The 17870-nt window shown below is 37.4% G+C and carries 14 protein-coding genes and 2 pseudogenes; 3 read left to right on the top strand and 13 right to left on the bottom strand.

Going from position 1 to position 17870, the window contains the following annotated elements; genetic code table 11:
* Window positions 1–37 precede the first annotated feature (37 nt).
* The 7 genes and pseudogenes from L3081_RS11730 to L3081_RS11700 all read right to left on the bottom strand — a co-directional run bounded on the left by L3081_RS11730 (window position 38) and on the right by L3081_RS11700 (window position 5145).
* The gene (locus L3081_RS11730) at window positions 38–916 is read right to left on the bottom strand and encodes a collagenase (protein WP_242286311.1); all 879 of its coding nucleotides are present in this window, start codon (window positions 914–916) and stop codon (window positions 38–40) included.
* A 36-nt stretch (window positions 917–952) separates the two neighbouring features.
* Window positions 953–1261, bottom strand: coding sequence for a hypothetical protein (locus tag L3081_RS11725; RefSeq protein WP_242286309.1), 309 nt, complete (start codon window positions 1259–1261; stop codon window positions 953–955).
* Between the two features lie 22 nt (window positions 1262–1283).
* Window positions 1284–2162: a hypothetical protein gene (locus L3081_RS11720; RefSeq protein ID WP_242286307.1), complete on the bottom strand. Its 879-nt coding sequence runs from the start codon at window positions 2160–2162 to the stop codon at window positions 1284–1286.
* Between the two features lie 595 nt (window positions 2163–2757).
* Window positions 2758–2865: pseudogene (locus L3081_RS11715) on the bottom strand (carboxymuconolactone decarboxylase family protein); the annotation flags it as partial.
* Between the two features lie 96 nt (window positions 2866–2961).
* Window positions 2962–3903: a DMT family transporter gene (locus L3081_RS11710; RefSeq protein ID WP_242286305.1), complete on the bottom strand. Its 942-nt coding sequence runs from the start codon at window positions 3901–3903 to the stop codon at window positions 2962–2964.
* Between the two features lie 103 nt (window positions 3904–4006).
* Window positions 4007–4609 carry a helix-turn-helix domain-containing protein gene (locus L3081_RS11705; protein ID WP_242286304.1) on the bottom strand — a complete coding sequence of 201 codons (603 nt, stop codon included), beginning with the start codon at window positions 4607–4609 and terminating at the stop codon, window positions 4007–4009.
* 119 nt (window positions 4610–4728) lie between these two features.
* Entirely contained in the window at window positions 4729–5145 is a 417-nt protein-coding gene (locus L3081_RS11700; protein ID WP_242286303.1) for a MarR family winged helix-turn-helix transcriptional regulator, read from the bottom strand.
* Between the two features lie 168 nt (window positions 5146–5313).
* Between L3081_RS11700 and L3081_RS11695 the strand changes: the two genes are divergently transcribed.
* Genes L3081_RS11695 through L3081_RS11685 form a run of 3 tightly spaced genes read left to right on the top strand, consistent with a single transcriptional unit; the run spans window position 5314 to window position 6833 of the window.
* On the top strand, window positions 5314–6039 hold the full coding sequence (locus L3081_RS11695) for a siderophore-interacting protein (protein WP_242286301.1): 726 nt from the start codon (window positions 5314–5316) through the stop codon (window positions 6037–6039).
* 48 nt (window positions 6040–6087) lie between these two features.
* Window positions 6088–6561, top strand: a complete 474-nt coding sequence (locus L3081_RS11690) for a DUF4405 domain-containing protein (protein WP_242286299.1) — start codon at window positions 6088–6090, stop codon at window positions 6559–6561.
* Window positions 6558–6833, top strand: coding sequence for a hypothetical protein (locus L3081_RS11685; protein WP_242286297.1), 276 nt, complete (start codon window positions 6558–6560; stop codon window positions 6831–6833). Before L3081_RS11690 ends, L3081_RS11685 begins: the two co-directional genes overlap by 4 nt.
* A 67-nt stretch (window positions 6834–6900) precedes the next feature.
* Here L3081_RS11685 and L3081_RS29060 read toward each other — a convergent pair.
* The 6 genes and pseudogenes from L3081_RS29060 to L3081_RS11650 form a co-directional block, all read right to left on the bottom strand.
* Window positions 6901–9102, bottom strand: a pseudogene (locus L3081_RS29060) (FdhF/YdeP family oxidoreductase).
* Between the two features lie 200 nt (window positions 9103–9302).
* Window positions 9303–10028 (bottom strand): SapC family protein, encoded by a 726-nt coding sequence (locus tag L3081_RS11670; RefSeq protein WP_242286293.1) that lies wholly within the window; start codon window positions 10026–10028, stop codon window positions 9303–9305.
* 69 nt (window positions 10029–10097) lie between these two features.
* Window positions 10098–11648, bottom strand: coding sequence for a tryptophan halogenase family protein (locus tag L3081_RS11665; RefSeq protein WP_242286291.1), 1551 nt, complete (start codon window positions 11646–11648; stop codon window positions 10098–10100).
* A gap of 81 nt (window positions 11649–11729) precedes the next feature.
* Complete coding sequence (locus L3081_RS11660) at window positions 11730–12674, bottom strand: hypothetical protein (protein WP_242286289.1); 945 nt, start codon at window positions 12672–12674, stop codon at window positions 11730–11732.
* Window positions 12599–13882 (bottom strand): hypothetical protein, encoded by a 1284-nt coding sequence (locus tag L3081_RS11655; RefSeq protein ID WP_242286287.1) that lies wholly within the window; start codon window positions 13880–13882, stop codon window positions 12599–12601. The genes L3081_RS11660 and L3081_RS11655 overlap by 76 nt, the downstream gene beginning before the upstream one ends.
* A gap of 58 nt (window positions 13883–13940) precedes the next feature.
* Window positions 13941–17603, bottom strand: coding sequence for a TonB-dependent receptor (locus L3081_RS11650; RefSeq protein WP_242286286.1), 3663 nt, complete (start codon window positions 17601–17603; stop codon window positions 13941–13943).
* Between the last annotated feature and the right edge of the window lie 267 nt (window positions 17604–17870).

The following is a 17870-nucleotide window of genomic DNA, read 5'->3' as shown; positions in this document are numbered from 1 at the left end:
CTTTTTCGCTTTAGTTCAATTTAAATTTACATTTATTTTATTGTGTTAATTTCTCCGGCCAATCAATAAATTCATCATCAAAACGAGTTCCCCATTGAGCCGCTAATGCTTGGTATCGAGCATAGTAACCTTTTCTTGTTAACTGCAACATTTTTTCAATTTCATCGCGATGCTTTTCCATCATAAAACGCGTTGCCAAATACCCCCATTCATATACCCGCACTGAACCACCATTATGCTCATAACTGGTATTGAAGAGTTCGCTTAATTTATAACGTTTGTCATCTGATTTTGTTATCGTTTTAGGCACATAATCACCTTGAGCAATATACTCTGCAATCCCCTCTCCCCACCATACTAGATGTGGATATACAGGGCTTGGCTCCGGGCAATATTCAGGTGCGGAGTGGTTGTCATGTAACGAAGCACAAAAATCACCATAACTATTAAACCGTCCATCTAAGTAATGAACATATTCATGTCTCAGGTTCCAAATTTCACCATTACGTTCATAAGCAACAAATTCCGCATGGTTACTGGTTAGATGTGGTAAACCTTCTAAATACATGCCGCCATTATCACTAGGTACATTAAAGTGGTTAGTCACATGTTTTACGTACGAGTCACGATCGGAGTAAATATTAGCACGCATACTCGTATTATTATCATTGGCGACAGGCTTCCCTTTTGTATGAAACAAGGCATGAAACTTTGCCTCTTGTTTACTGAGCATAAGGCATGCATCATTGACTTGTTTCTTCGATAAAGATTCAGATCGAAGCGTAATTGTAGGACTACACACATTAACTTGACTTAAAACAGATTCAATTGAATCTTCAGCATTGTCATTTGCAAAACATGTCGTTGCTATTAGGCTCAACGAAATAACGCTATATTGGGTAAATTTATTTATCATGATTAATTTGTTCTTATTAACGTAACAGTGGATGGTTTAGTTTTTCATCATTGAAGCTGTTTTAGGAAATGCGAGTAGCTGAGAAAACACTTGCCAACGTTTTTCATCATCTCCTTGCGCTTGTTTTTCAATATACGCTTTGACGATATCTTGTCCTAAATTATAGTTAATCACATAGGCTCTATTCGCTTCGATAAAACCAATACGCTGAAGCGATTTTTCTTCTGTGCTTAAGCTATATTTCATCAGTAAAGAAACCGCTTTTTCTTTTGATATATCGCCATCTAAATAATGTTTAGCGACATAGTTTCCTGCATACGACAATTTTGTGAGTAGTGCTTGCACTTGATAATATAAATTAGCGCTTTCAGGATTGATCGACTAACTTAAATAACACATTACGTTCAAAGTCCCTACGTTCATGATGAGGAAAAGCCACTTCAATCCCATAATTAGCACTGCCCTCAGCTAATAATGACATAGGAGAAAACAACGGATATACACTGTATTCAAGCCAACCGTTTTTATTCACTAAATGCTGCTCCATTAATGAATTAAAAACATGGTGACCTGGGTATCCTTCATGGCTAGCTAAATCGATGGCTCGATCAATATGAATGGGGTAATCCGTATTAATTTGAATAAGACTATAATTATTACCTTTATACCAGTTGTAACCACTCCAAACTTTGTCGGTGACATATTCAAGGGTAAAATGCTCATTGGATGGCAAGTTGATATAACGTTTAGTTCGGCTTCTTGCTTCATTGATTGCTGCACTAAAAACACTCTCAAGTTTATCTTTAGGTATAACAAACTGATCATTAAATTGGCTTAATCGACTATTTAAATTCCCCTCACCTTCCAGTAATTGATCTAATTCAACCAACACAATATCTAATTGGACTAAATTAACATCTGGCGAGATAGCATCATAAAGCCCTTTTGATTCGTCATCAAAAGCACTTTTTTCATCCACCATAAGTAGGTGTTCAATAAAGTAGCTTGCTGCGTCAATTTGAATCTTTAAAAACGCAACTCGTTGTGTAGACTCATCATCTATCTTTAAATGTGATAATGAATTACTGAGTTGGCGTGATTGGGTAAGCAGTTCCTCAAGAGGTTTACGTGGCCCTGTTGGTTGCCATGCTTTAGGTCCATAATAGGCATCAATATAGGCATCATGGTGTTGGCCTATTAATAATGACAATTTTACATAACCTTCTGCTATTGAATCTATTGTCATAGCGGGGTTTTCCTGTGATAAATTTTGCTCATCAGCACAGCTAGAAGTTATCAGCGCTATCATCAACAGAAATAGAAAAGTGATAAGATTTTTAAGCATAATGATCAAGCAATCAAAAAGTAAACAGAAACAAACTGTATACAATATTCACATTAATATCAATATGCTTGAAAATTTAATTCATATAAAACCCTACACATCCAAATATTAATAGGATTTTTGAATAAAAAATGATTTTATAACAACAAACTAAAAATAATTAACCTTTGTTACTTTTATTCTTTGCCTGTTTACCATTAAATAAATGCTTCAATTCTCTAGTGTTAACTTATAACTTATCAAGCCACACATAATAGTTTTTTACACTTAATAAAACTGTTATCCGATCCATTTACCTGATCATGATGTGAATTGATTTAATTATAAAAAACCTAATTTACGTTTTGATATTATCTTGATTTATCGTGTGTGGTCAGACAAGTAAGCCAGATAAGTATTCTCAGTTTTATTTATTTACTTATAAGATGACTCAGCTACACCGCCATTGTTCAACAACAGGATTAAGTTGCGGCAAGCGCAACCTACCCTTTATTTATTAGGCTTTGATTATTGATCTCTCAATAAATACTTCTTTAGCTACAAACATGCCATTTAAAGCAGCCGGAAAACCGGCATAAACAGCTAATTGAATAATAACATCGACACACGCATCAATTTCAAACGAGTGGTTTAAGATCAATGTCTTTGTCACTTTTTTTATTTGTAAAGTGTTGAGTAAGTTTATATAAAATAGCTATTTTTATTGTATTAACGGGGTAGAAACACTTGCCTTTTTTTGTGTATTAAAAGTAAACGGGAGTGTTTGTAATAACAAACACAAGGTGACTAACCCCATGCCAACCCGACCAATCATTTTAAAACTTTCACCAACAATAAATATTGCTAGCAAAGTTGCCACTAAGGGCTCTATTAAGGTAATTAAGGTTGCCCTGCTTGCATCAATGACTTTTAAACCAAAACCAAAAAGTAAATAGCCTAAAAACATAGGGGCAATAGCCATATAAACAACTACAGAGGCGTTTGTAACTGTTGCTAAAATATTGTCACCCGTAAACCATAACGATGGTATTAAACAACATGAAGCTATGCCAAACTGCACGGCTACAGCTGATTGCGAGTGCACGCCCTTTTCAATTAAGTGTTTTGCTGCCCAAGAATACCCCGCATAAGCTAAACCGGCGAGTAGACCTAGCATAACCCCTATATTTTGAAGCATTGCATTAGCTAACGTACTGTTTTCATGCGACCTGCCCATTACCAAAAGCACAATACCCAGAACACCGATTATAAAGCTGACAACCCATTTTATTGATACCGATTTTTTACTGATCAGACGCTCTAAAAGCACCGCAAAAAATGGTGCACTCGCAATAGACACAACCGTACCAATTGCTACTCCTGAAAAACGCATAGCGCTATAAAAGGCAAGTGGGTAAATCGCCACACATGCACTACCAAATAGAATAACCATAGGTCTAGAAAATAAACATGAAAGATCGATCTGTATTTTTTTACGTGCTGCAACAAATAGCAAAATACCGCCGATACCAGTCGAAAAAGCGCCAATACCTAATGCGCTCACTTGATGAGCATAACTTGCTGCGGTTCCTGTAGTTCCCCACAAAAAACTCGCAATAACAATAGCAATAATGCCTTTAGAAATATCAATTTTATTTGCCATAATCAGTTAAATTAAATATTGAACAGTGCTATAAACTATACCCACTTATTCTTCTACTAATTTGACCATTCAGACGCTTTTATTGACAATTAAGGCTCTAATGTTATTTTTTAAATTGCGTTGGTGATAACCCGCAATACTGTGAAAATTTTCGGCTAAATGTTGACAGATCATGGTAGCCAACTTTTTCGCCGATCAATTGAAAAGAATAATCTGTATGCCTAAGTAGCGCTTGTGCTTTTTCCATACGAAGCATTGTTATATAACTCAATACTGTATAACCCGTTTGCGTTTTAAATAATTTTTTAAATTGTGTTTCGCTTAAAAAGGCAACTTTCGCTAAATGACTAATAGCCAACTTCTCTGTAATATTGCGTTCGATGTAAGTGGTAGCTTTTCCAATTCTAGTGTCTATTACCGGTAGTAAAGACTGTTCTTTAAGTAGTAGAAAAAATGTTTCATACATTGAATTTTCAAGTGCAGCATTGATTTGGTTCTCTAATTGTTTCTCAATGAAAACTAAATAACTGACAAGTGATGTATTGATAGCAAAGACTATTTGCTCTGAAGATGAAAGGTTAATAGGTAAAACATCCAAATCAGCAACAACGAATCTTGCTTCACAGTTTGCGGTAAAAAGGTGTTCTTCACCTGCCTTAACTACAACACACTCACCAGGGGCAACTTTACCATTAAAATTAGCCACGCTAATTTGGATTACGCCTTTTAATGGTAAAACCAACTGATTAAAATGGTGGCTATGACTCGGCTTTGTACTATATGAGCGAATAGAAAGAGCATTGGGCATAAAAGTACTTGTGTGATTTATTTCATCAAATTCATTTTAAATATTTTAGCTAGTCGGATAAAGTTTTCGATATCCTCAGGCGCAATATCTTTGGCCATTTTACTTGTTACTTGATTTTCTATTATTTTAAACTTTTTTATACATTCGTTGCCACGCGCTGACAACGATAAAATCTGGCTGCGTCCATCATTTACGTTATCAGTTTTAATCACCAATTCTTGATTGACTAACTCTTTAATTAAACGATTGACTTGTGCTTTATCTCGCCCCATAAATTCAGTGATTTTTTGTCCTGTGCACTCATCAATCATTGAAATCATTTTTAATGATTTTAAGTGCATTAAAGATAGGTCTATGTCAGATATCTTTACTTGTTGGCTAATGTTATTGCGTACCGAATGTAACAAGCTAAAAAGTGCTTCACTTAACTCCATTTTTTCTCCACGGTTAATAACTAAAAATATAGTTGACTTTATCAACCACTTTAAACTAACATACAACCTAGTTGATAAAGTCAACTATAATCAATTACGCTTGGTAATGCAAACTAAGCCATTAGATATATTAAAAATTATGTAAAAACAACTTAATAGGAGAATATTATGGGTCCTAATATGCGTATGACAACGGTTGAGTCAGTGACTAACTTGTCTCCTCACATGAAACGAATTATTGTAACAGGTAGCGAACTATTTGATTTTCCTGATGATAAAAAAAGTGCGCACGTTAAAGCTATTTTTCCTAATCCAAATGCTGAAACTAAAATACCTAAGTTAGGCATGTATTTTGGCTTTAAAAAGTGGATGCGTTCGTACACTATTAGAGAATTTAACCGAGAAAAGTTACAACTCACGTTAGACTTTGCGGTCAATGATCATCAAGGTTTAGCAACAAACTGGGCCGGCAATGCACAGCCGGATGATCATCTAGGTATTGTTGGTCCTGGTGATACCAAACATCCTGACTTATACGCTGATTCACATTTACTTATGGGCGATATTACAGCATTACCTGCCATTGCTGCGGTAATAGAGCAGTTACCTGGTGATGCTAAAGGCAATGTGTGGATACAAGTGCCAGAGTCATCAGATATTCAGGCTTTTAATGCACCCGAAAACATCACTATAAATTGGATAATTACACCTGATAAGTTTACTGAAGAATTTTTAATCGCTTTAGCATCACAACCAAAAAGCATGGTTAATACAGCTATATTTATTGCAGCAGAAGCGAGTGTGGTAAGGCAATTAAAATCTTACCTTAACGAGCATTGCCAATATGATAAAAAATTACTATATGCCAGTGCTTATTGGAACCACAAAAAATAATTAGCAGTACAATACATAACAAATTAAGGCAAATTAAGGCTAAAAAATATGTTTGAATGGAAACAAAGTTTACAAAAAACTCGTTACGTTATGGATCTAATATTCCTTATTAGTTTTATGATAATTTCAGCACCACAATCAACAGGTATTTTGTTACATGAATGGCTCAGTATTGTGTTTATCATACCTTTTATAATTCATTTATTGTTGCACTGGGATTGGATCAAACAAAGCTTTAAACGATTGTGTTCAAATATATCAGCCAAGGAGCGTTTCAATACCGTTTGGAACTATCTGTTGTACGTGATGATGTTAATTGTTATCGCAAGTGGTTTTTTAGTGTCAGAAGTGTTGTTACCCGATTTAAATATAACCATTCAAATACAAGATTTTTGGTCGAAGATTCATCATGACTCAGCCACACTTATTATGCCCATGTTAGGAGTTCATTTAGCATTACATTGGAGGTACCGGATAGTTAAACTTACCAACAAGATACGTGTAAAGAAGGCAACCGTATGAAATATTTAAAAGAACAATGGAAATTACGTACTACTATTATTTTAGTTGTTTCTATTTTGGTTAGCATACTTTTGATTACTTTAGATCAAACCAGTTGGGCTGATCAGATAAATTTACAAGGCTATGCGCATGGCGAGGGTGATGGTAAAGCCAAAAATGGTTTAGGATTACTAAGGTATATTTTACCTTTTGTTAAAGAAATTGTACTGATTGGTGTGCCCATGATATTGACATTGCTAGTGGCAAAGTTAATAGGTAAGTTTACTAAATAATAGCACTTACCTATTAGTTTACCTATATACATACACCTATCAACTTACAGCAATCAACTTACAGCAATCAACTAAGCTTTTCTAGCGTAACAGGAATCGATTTAGAGGTGGGTGTACCACAGTCTTCAGCCGTGCTTTCTAACGGTACTAATGGGTTTGTTTCAGGGTAATAAGCCGCAATACAGCCGGCAGGAATATCGTATTCCATCACTTTAAAGTCGGTGACTGAACGCGTTACCTGATCAGTTGAAACTGTGGTTATTTTTACCAAATCACCCGAGATTAATGAGAGTGTAGCCATGTCATTGGCATTGATAAAAATAACTTTTCGCTGCCCATAAACACCACGATAACGATCATCCAAGCCGTAAATACTGGTATTGTATTGATCATGTGAACGTAAGGTTTGCAAAGTAAACACATGATTTTTTGTGTTATTTTGGGCAATTTCATAAGCGAGTTGTACGGGTAACTCTGCCGTAGAAAATAGGGCTTTTTTCTGAGCTGTGTTCCATTGCCGCTGTGCGGCTAAGTTTTGTAAATAGAAACCGCGCCCTGCTTTTATTTTTTCATTGTAGTCAGCAAATCCGGGGATCACCGCACTAATTTCATCGCGAATTAACGCATAATCACTAGCAAGGTTCTGCCAATCTACAATATCATTACCTACCGCAGCTGTTGCCATGCCGGCAATAATTGCTGTTTCTGAACGTAAAAGCGTTGAAGGCTGGTTCATTTTGGCCTGTTGAGCTATGCACCATGCTCATCGAGTCTTCCACGGTAATACACTGTTCACCACTGGTTTGGCGATCAATCTCAGTTCGCCCTAAACAAGGAAGAATTAAGGCATTTTTCCCTGCCATTAAGTGGCTTCTATTTAGTTTAGTGCTAATTTGCACGGTTAAATCGCACTGTTGTAATGCGTGATATGTACGTTGTGTGTCGGGTGTTGCCGCAGCAAAGTTGCCGCCTAGTGCAATAAATACCTTAGCTTTACCCGTTAGCATGGCTTGTATAGACTCAACCGTATTAAACCCTGAACTATGGGGCACAGTAAAGGCATATTGTTTTTCTAACGAATCAAGAAACTCTATCGATGGCTTTTCGTTAATGCCAACCGTACGATTACCTTGCACGTTTGAATGCCCCCGAACAGGACAAGCGCCGCCGCCTTTTTTACCTATGTTACCCCTTAACATTAATACGTTAACAAGCTCACGTACCGTTGCTACCGAATGACGGTGTTGAGTGATCCCCATCGCCCAAGTAAAAATTACCTTTTTGCTGCTTGTATAGATATCTGTTATTTTTTCTATATCGGCTCTGCTTAAGCTACATTGATTAAGTATTTTATCCCAAGCGCTTAACTCAACACTGTGCTTATAAGCTTCAAAATCAAGGCAATGTTCAGTAATAAAATCTATATCAAGTACAGATTTATCTTGTTCAAATCGTTCAAATAAACACTTAGCAACACCGCGTAATAACGCCATATCACCGCCTAATCGTGGCGTAAAATAATAACCACTGATTGTTGTTCCCGTGAAAAGGATCATTTCCTTCGCACTTTGCGGATCGGTAAATTTTTGTAGCCCACGTTCTTTCAAATTATTAATTGAAACAATGGTTGCACCACGTTTGCTTTGGCTTTGCGTAAAGTGCCTAACATGCGCGGATGATTTGTCCCCGGATTTTGCCCAAAAACAAAAATAGCATCGGCGTGCTCAAAGTCATCCATGGTTACGGTGCCTTTTCCTGTACCAAGGCTTCGGGTCATTCCTACTCCAGAGGCTTCATGACACATGTTTGAACAATCAGGAAAATTATTTGTACCTAACACACGGCCAAATAACTGATACAAGTAAGCTACTTCATTACTGGCACGGCCAGACGTATACAGCATAGCCTCGTTAGGAGATGAAAGGTTTTTAAGGTGGTCGGCAATAACGTTAAACGCTTGCTGCCAACTAATAGGTTGGTAATGATCATTTTCACCATTGTAAAACATTGGCTCAGTTAAACGGCCGCTTTTTTCGAGCGAGTGATCATCCCAACCTTTGAGTTCAGTGATGGAATACTGTTTGAAAAAGTTGGCGTCAACACGCTTGCTTGTAGCTTCCCACGCAATAGCTTTAACACCATTTTCACAAAAATCAATTTTGCCTACCTTTTCAGAATCGCCCCAAGCACAGCCTGGACAATCAAAACCGCCAGGTTGATTGGCTCTTAGTAACGCTTTGACATTTTTTACTGAGTTTTCACTCTGCATAAGATGCTTAGCCGAGCTTTTTAGCGCCCCCCAACCACCGGGGGTGGAGAATATTTGCGAGTGGTTTTATCTGTGTTAAGCGTATTATTTGGTTTAGACATAACGTTCTCTTTTAAACAACGTTTAAAAAGGTTCTATTGAATGCATTAAAGAACGTAATAAAATTTCTGGCACTAATTTTAACTTAGCTCTTAGTTTAACTATTCAATGCTTATTTGAGCATTTTTCCATTTTATCAACTTTTCAAGATGAAGTCCTGACGAAAGTAATAAATGACACACCTGCAATACACCGCTTTGATGACAAACCTCTAACGCTTTACCTTTTAGGGCGGTTACTGCTTTTTGATTTATCGCATATAAGCCTTTTAAACTGGTTTTTTCTTCATCATTTAGTTCAATATTAATAGTCACAGGTTCAATTAACCCCTGCTCATCAGCTGTTTTTAATAACGCTTTCGTTTGTTCAACCCCTTGCATTAATTGAGAGAATGTTTTCTGAATACGCTGTAAATAAGGGGTTGGATTACCACTCGCTTCAAAAAGACGTTCACCTAATTTTTCTTGTATTTGTGGGCTTGCTGTATCAATCGCTAAATGCCCCTGTGCTTTTGAATTTGGCTCTGGCTTTACCAATTGAAAGGGTCTTCTTAAAATATCTAATGGTAAGTATTTTGCTTGCCAGGAATCCCCTTTTAAGTAAAGGTTTTCACCCATCGAAAAGCCCAATACAGCACTTAATTGAAATTCACCCGTTGAGCTGTTTTTGGTGATAAAAATTGGGTATTCATGTACAAGTGTGCTTAATTCACTAACCATAACAGCTGCCACATTGATATGGTTTTGAGCACAATTATAGTTAGCTGAATTTACGCATAGGTGCTTGTGTTTGATTGAATCTAACATTTCAACAGTTTGTGCGGTCATACATTCTCCAAAAATTAGTTCTGCTTGGTTCTATTTATTATAACTTGTTCAATTAGCTTGGTTAATCGATCATATCTTCTTCATACCGTAAGTATGAATTTGTGCTATTAACTCACGATTAGAGGGTAATGATGTGAGTAATTTTTCTGTACGCAATTTGTTTTGTGTTATTTGCTCTGCTGAAAATTTTTCAATGGCGGGCTCAATAGAGAATAATGACTCTGTTCTAAACTGGCTTCCATAAAGTACAAATTGATAACTAGCTGCTTGAAAAACCTCCCCGATCCTATTGAAATCAAACTGTGTCGGTACATTGTATTGCCAAAGCGCCATTTGCTCTTGTAAACGCGTTGGAATACTTGCTTTTTTTCTGTTGTCTAACCAAAAGGGGGTACTTCTGTTACTAACAATATAATGAAGTTTTAAAAACTCAATTACCCTTTCCCATCGATAATGAAACGTTTCATTAAAACGGCCTTCAATAATAGTTAAAGTGTCTTTTGTTTTAGGTAATTGTTCAGCAATCATCGTTGCCGATAGTTCAATCATAACAAGTGCAGCGGCTTCTAAAGGCTCTAAAAACCCTGCCGACAAACCTATAGCGACACAGTTTTTGTGAAAAAATTTTTCTCTATGCCCTGCTTGAAAGCTAATTTCTTTAAATTTCAAGCCTTCGCTATGAGCACCACTACTTTTGATGTAAGCCATCAATTCCTGTTCGGCACCTTCACGTGATTGATATTTACTTGAATAGGCATAACCCACACCACGACGAGATGGTAAACCAATATCCCAAATCCAACCTGCAGACTGTGCTGTAGATTTCGTATATGAAGCAATAGTATCGTTACCACTTGCATACGGAACTTGAACAGCTAGTGCTGTATCAGCAAATAACGTGTCATCAATTTTCTTGAATCCAACACCTAAAGCTTTGCCAAGTAAAATAGAACTAAAGCCACTGCAATCAATAAAAAAGTCTGCCGTAATGGCATTACCATCAATTGTTTGTAATATATTAATGTCACCAGATGGAGAAAGTTGTACTTCTTCAATATCCGCTACGATATGCTGAACCCCTAGTTTATTTACGCAGTGTTTATGCAAAAAAGCAGCAAACTTAATTGCATCTAAGTGATAACCATAATTTGCGAAACCTGCATATTCAGGAGCAGAAATAGTTTTAGGCGCAAACTCACCGTCACATAACGCAGCTTGGCTAGTAAATAACTCGGCTAATGATTTGTCAGACTCATGACTTAACCAATAAGTGGCTATATCTCCTTCTAACGCCCCCTTGGGTACATCGAAAGGATGGTAGTAATGATTTGTTGTGGTTTCACTGTCCCAATTAACAAATTTTGTTCCTTGTTTAAATGAAGCATCACATTCGCGAATAAAATCTGTTTCTGATATTCCCATACTACGCAGCGTTGTTGGCATAGTAGGCCAAGTGCCTTCACCCACACCAACCGTAGAAATATTTTTTGATTCAATTAAAGTAATGGTTAATTCGCCATTACTAATACGAGATTGATGTCTAGCAGCAACAATACCCGCCGTTAACCAACCTGCGGTACCACCACCAACAATAACAATGGATTTAATTACGTTTTTCATAATCTTGAATACCTTAAATTACAGAAAACAAAATGGGGCCTAGGCCCCATTTTAATTAATCAGTCGCTTAACATACTGATTTTATGGGATAGCAATCAATCTTACATTATTGATGTAATATTCTGCGTTAGCCTCAGTGAATGTGATATTCAATGTCATCATCTCAGTTGACCAATCAATTGCTGCACTGCGACCATGCTCTTCAGTGATAATAATATCAATCGCTGAATCATTTGGTCCCACAGTAGTACCTTCGCCATTGCCTGCAATAGAGTCTGTACCATTTGATAGCGCAACATTAAAGTTAACTTTTGTCGCTGCATCTACAGCATAAAGTGTATCATGGTTAATCAGTTGTGCATCTAACGACAGTGCATACCGTTCACCCACTCTAATAGCACCGGCTTTAACTGGTATGCTTATGGTTACACCCGATGCTTCACCTGATGTATTAACATAAAGCTTGTGGTCACCTGCATCATCACGAATTTCAACAACACCACCTGTGTTTACTATCGTTTCAGCATTTTCAAACAAACCTGCGTCAGCAACTAACATATCATGAACTGCAGTATCAAAATGACCAAACTTAACAAGATTTAAGTCATCAATATCATGTGAGCCACCGGCGTAGGAGTCATCGTATTTAAGTAAACCAAAGTTCATCGATAAGTTTTCATATCCATCCCAATTACCTGACTCATTGGTATTGATCATTTGTACATGCTCCATCCATTTAGCCAAACCTTGATCAAAATAGCGAGTTCCTACCCAAAACTTATTATCTAATCCTGTTTCACCAACATTAGCAAATAGCGGTACGTAAGGATTACCTGCAACACCATTTGATTCTTCATTTCTTAGCCAATAAGACATTGCATATTTTTGATTATCTTCAATTTCAGGGATAACATTATGAATTTCGAAATGACAGAATGAACCAACCATTCTCATACCGTAATTACCCGTTCTTGCTGATTCGGCTTGAAAAGCTTTTTCAGGACAAGCCCAACCACCCAACCCCAAACAAAACCACCTGAATTAGCATTTTGATCTAAAGGACCAACTTGCGCTTCATCTTCAAAGCCCGCTTTAAAACCCGATGCAGCAATCATATTGGTTTGCTCACCATTTAACTTCACGGTAAGAGTTCTCTCGCCATCTGAAGTATTGCCTTGATCATCAGAAACTTTGAAAGAAAACAATAACTCTTTAAATTCACCATGATTAACTTGGTTAAAATAAGCGTGAGGGTCTAGAGACAGCGTGTTATTTTCAATTTCTACGCCATAAGGTAAATCAGTTGAGCCATCTAAGGTAATATCATGCACAATAACGTTATCACCTTCACGATCCACAACATCTTGCGCAAGGTCATATATCTGCACGGTATCAGTTTCATTAATTTCACTACTTAAAAAGTAGTCAGGAATTAATGGTGCACCAGGTACATCTTTAACACCAAGAATATTAATGACCATATTGCGTTCAATTTCATGATTATGATCTTTAATTTTATAAGTGTAATTAAACGTGACTTTATTACCATCCGGAATTTGTTCTGACACTGATGCAATATCTATGTTCAGAAGGTTATCTACAATGGTTAATCCCAAATCAAAGGGGTTAGCGCCATCTGCAATAATCGAATTCTCGTCTACTGCTAGAGGCTCAAGATCTTCATCAAACACATTGGTAAATAAGTTTAATAAACCCGTTCCAAGATCCTTAGTGAAATTACCCACTAAATCTCCTGTAGCAACAGGTGCTGTATCTTCACCTGTAAAAGTAAACGTTGCCGCTCTAGGCGTCTTATTTTGGCCATCAGAAATATTGTAATTAACGACAATAGTGTGGCTTTGATCATTATCCAAATATGGCGCTATTGCCGATGGACGAATGGCAATTTGGTTACCATTCAATTCTGCCCCTAACGCGGCAATTTCATCAGCCCTAGAGCCAGAGGTTTGAAAAGTTACATCAGTAACAGACAGATAATTACCATCAGTATCAGTTGCAACACCTTCACCAGAAGAAGCACCGGAAAGTGTGCCTAATAAGTTAACAAATTTAATTGCCTCTTTTTCATGAAATGCAATACTTATGTCACCACCATGTGTAGGGGCAGCTTTATTCGCCTTAGCTTCTGGGGTGTAATCGTCTGAACCACAACCAGATAGTGCAAGTATCACTGAACTTGCTAATAACATTTTTGAACTTTTAAAGGTTTTCATAATTTAACACCTATATTTTGATTAGGGACAGCTTTAGCTACCCCTAACCTTTAAATTTTTAGAAATTAACGCGCACACCTAAACGGTAAGTAGCACCCACTTTGTACTTAGTGTAAGTACGATGTGTTGGAGCATCACCATCAAGTGGATTCCCTTCTTCTAACGCGGCAAAGTCATAACCCGCGTCATTATCAGCAGCAACTTTTACTACCTCTAAAGTTCTACTTGTGAAGTAAGTGCGATAAGGTTCATCGGTTAAATTGATTGCTTGGAATGTCACTGAAATATCTTCATTCACTTTGTAGGAAGCCGAAATATCTAACGTATTTCGTCCCTCGTTCCAGATAGAACCTTGGTTCCAACTGCGACCATACTGACCATTTGCCCAATCTTTACCTACGAGTGAGTCAGACGTTCCTCTAAAGCTCAAACGAATCTGGTGACCCTCATGTTCCCAAAAACCAGTAAAGTTGTAGCTATGCTCTGGTGTATCAGCTACTGGGTATGAAGGTAGCAGAAGATTAGGATTAATCGATGAATATTCAGACTCATATTCACTTTGTTGATAAGTATAGTTTGCTGATACACCGAAACCACCTGTCCATTCAGGTAAACCAAAAGTCTCAGGTATAAAGTCATAGGTATCCATATACCCAATTTCCAAGCCTTCAATTTTAGCATCTTTAGCATTAACCGTTTTAGTCACTGTCATGTTTGCACAACGATCACTTGGGTCATCGCTAAAGGTAGTAGGATCACCTGCTTGGTAGGCGAATTCGGTAGTGGCTCGTATCGGATGACAGTCGTCAACATTAGCACTGTCTGTCATAATTAGATCATCACCACTTACCGGAGCATCAGCAGGATCTCTGACACTGTTAACTAAAGATAATGTAGTTTCACGATCAGTAAAATTAGACATATCTTTTCTGTAGTAAGCAATACTTAACAATCCCGTATCACTGAAATACCACTCTGCTGACAGGTCTAAATTGTTTGATTCTAGAGGCTCTAATTGAGTGTTATACATATCAACACGACCACTATTCGTGTTACCATTTGCCCAGTAACCTTGTTCGGTTACTTTATAACCAGGACGTAATAAATCTATTTCTGGACGAGTCATGGTCTTAGACACAGCAAAACGACCAACAAACTCATCAGAAAATGCATAGTTTAGATTTAAACTAGGCAGTATATTTTCATACTTGTGTGTTTTAAATGCCGGTATTGCCGCCACTTGATTATTAGTGAAGCTCCCCCATGAGTAATTGGTGTTAGTGCCATCAGACGAACCGTTCCACTCAGGTAAATTATCCCAACCATATGTGCGGTCGGTACTTACATCAGCATATCGCCACATGCTTTTCCATAACAAATCATAGTCACCTAACGTTGGTTGTGCACCTTCACCTGCGCGGAAACTACCTAATGCATCTGCGTAGTCTGCAAATCTTGCATCATGGCATGGACCTGAATCAGCAATTCTTGTCCACGTTGATGGATCTGCACCTGCACTCGTATCCCAACCTAAACCATCTACACGTTGATATTTCAGATCATAGTCTTGAATAATACCATCAGCTCCGGCATTAATTGCCGGACATTCTGGCAATGTTCTATCTGCTAATTGGCTTAAGGTGATACGATCACCTTCACGCTCTAAGTCTGATCCATCCTGTTCGTAATAACTAACGCCAGAATAACCACGTGCTTCTACTTCGGTTTCAACATAACGTACACCTATGTCACCGGTTAGTTTGCCATCTAAAAATTCGAAATTAGTTTTAAAATAAAACGCTTTAGTATCTAAATCAGTTTCACGAGTGGCTGTGTTATCAACATTACGTATCACATCACCGTCACCTAACACCATTTCTTTTGCCAATTTTACATCAATAGGCGTCCAACCAACAGTTGCGCCTTCACGACCGTAACCAAGTGACGCCATAAAATCATCATACTCAATTGGATCACCGGCGATTAAGTCACCACGAATGTCAGCTAAAGAGCCGCCAAGTTCAACGATAGTTTCGCCGGTATCAGGGTCAGTGATTATTTCAGTTGCTTGCAATGACTGGAAGCTGTAGTTCTGATCGTCAACGACTTTATTACGTGTAGAAGTTTTGGCACCAAATTCTATCGAAGTAATACCATATTCATAGATATCCCATTCAAAATCTACTTGTGCATTGGTAATGGTATCTTCAACGTTACGTTCGATTTCATTAATAGAACCTAAGAAAAAAGACGAAATGTCTTGAGGGTTAAAACCAGTAGAAGCAACATTGTCATAATTACCTAATCGGTTAACGCCACCTTCGTCAACATACGCATATAAGTTATCACCTAAATCAACCAAAGAGTTACCGTAAACCATCCCACACATACCGCTAGTACAGTCAACACCTACTGGCTCAACATTGGCCCCTGCATCCCATAATGCAAAACCGGGCACTTGGACATAATTTTCCATCGTTGTATTAGCATTTGGCAAGCTTTCTGATTTACTCGAAGAGTGGCCTACTTGTGCCTCTACACGGAATGAATCTGTAAGTTCTGTTTTGAAATTTAGCGTTGCACTAAAGTTTTCGTTATCTTGGCCACCATCTGAACGACGCATATTACCGTTACCGAAACGGTTAATACGTTTAGTCATATCATAGGTGTCAGTATCTACTTGGAGCCAATCAATAGGGTCGCTATATGGATTAGGCGGTCTAACAAAACTAGTCACTAATTGACCTTCAACCCAGTTAGGGTTATTTGCAAAGCTTTTTGCTTGAACAGAATCCTGAGTTCTAACTAACTCTTGTTTACTGTAGGTGGCATCAAACATAAATTCTGTCACATCACCTAATAAATACTGAAGTCCTAGTGAACCACCATAACGGTTACTTTCATTTTGGTGAAGCTCGTAACTCACCACCTCAGGCTCGATGACTTTTACATTAGAAATTACATTACCATTTTGATCGACTGCCTGCGCATACTCTTGTGATGCCTTAAAATTTTGAGCATTGTATTGATCTTTACGATAGGCATTTGTTTCGTCATATGCCGTGAAAGCAACCCCAAAAGTATCATCTAAAAATTTTTCAGAAAGAGCGAGTTGAAACTTATGGTTTGTTTTGTCTGAAAAGTCGTTATAACGACCTTGTAATGTTACTGAATGCACACTTTCCATTTGATCTAAAGGTCGAACGGAAACCAAATTAACTGACGCACCTAATGAACCTTCATCCTGATCTGCACTAGAAGTTTTTATCACCTCTAATTTAGATAGGATATCTGCCGAGAAAGAACTTAAATCAACGGCTTGGGAAAAATCGGTGGATGTCAATGTTTGACCATTAAGTGTGATGCTATTTTGGTTAGCATCAGCACCACGAACTGTAATTTGTGTACCTTCACCATCTGAACTGACAACAGTAACACCGGTAACCCTACCTAACGCGTCAGCGATGTTTTGATCGGTACTTTTACCGATATCTTCGGCATTGATCGTATCAGAAATATTTTCTGAGAACCGTTTATCGTTGATATTTTTTCTAAAGCTACCTTTTAAACCAGTAACTTCAATGACTTCAATTTGTTCTTCATTATCATTTGCATTGCTACTTTTATCAGTAACTTCTTGAGCAGCTATATTAAGGCTTGTTGATGCAAGCAAGGCTATGCATACAGGACTTAATTTGAATTTTTTATTCAAACTTTTCATTTTAGATCCCCTAGGTATCTTGAATTCACGCTTTTATACTTTTATGTATCTATTATTTGTTTTAGATTTCACGCTATAAAAAATAGTCAAATATAACTTGACGTTATTAATTATACCTTCACTGTATTCCTAGCTCGCACCACTTGTCAATATTTTTTTGTTAACAATACACAATTAACCATTTACGAAGACTTGCGTATTTAATCACTTTAAAATAAGCTAAATCAAATAAGCTAACTGCAAAATCAACCTGAAAAACAGAGCTAA

Origin of the sequence: Colwellia maritima (genome assembly GCF_022669015.1) — a bacterium.
GTDB lineage: Bacteria > Pseudomonadota > Gammaproteobacteria > Enterobacterales > Alteromonadaceae > Colwellia > Colwellia maritima.
Note: the sequence above shows the minus strand (reverse complement) of the source record. Positions and strands in the feature narration are given on the sequence as shown.

Bases quoted from the DNA above. Each gene is read 5' to 3' on its own strand.
- L3081_RS11730 (WP_242286311.1), bottom strand. From the start codon at position 916: ATGATAAATAAATTTACCCAATATAGCGTTATTTCGTTGAGCCTAATA.
- L3081_RS11650 (WP_242286286.1), bottom strand. From the start codon at position 17,603: ATGAAAAGTTTGAATAAAAAATTCAAATTAAGTCCTGTATGCATAGCC.
- L3081_RS11690 (WP_242286299.1), top strand. From the start codon at position 6,088: ATGTTTGAATGGAAACAAAGTTTACAAAAAACTCGTTACGTTATGGAT.
- L3081_RS11720 (WP_242286307.1), bottom strand. From the start codon at position 2,162: ATGACAATAGATTCAATAGCAGAAGGTTATGTAAAATTGTCATTATTA.
- L3081_RS11685 (WP_242286297.1), top strand. From the start codon at position 6,558: ATGAAATATTTAAAAGAACAATGGAAATTACGTACTACTATTATTTTA.
- L3081_RS11670 (WP_242286293.1), bottom strand. From the start codon at position 10,028: ATGACCGCACAAACTGTTGAAATGTTAGATTCAATCAAACACAAGCAC.
- L3081_RS11710 (WP_242286305.1), bottom strand. From the start codon at position 3,903: ATGGCAAATAAAATTGATATTTCTAAAGGCATTATTGCTATTGTTATT.
- L3081_RS11665 (WP_242286291.1), bottom strand. From the start codon at position 11,648: ATGAAAAACGTAATTAAATCCATTGTTATTGTTGGTGGTGGTACCGCA.
- L3081_RS11655 (WP_242286287.1), bottom strand. From the start codon at position 13,882: ATGAAAACCTTTAAAAGTTCAAAAATGTTATTAGCAAGTTCAGTGATA.
- L3081_RS11695 (WP_242286301.1), top strand. From the start codon at position 5,314: ATGGGTCCTAATATGCGTATGACAACGGTTGAGTCAGTGACTAACTTG.
- L3081_RS11700 (WP_242286303.1), bottom strand. From the start codon at position 5,145: ATGGAGTTAAGTGAAGCACTTTTTAGCTTGTTACATTCGGTACGCAAT.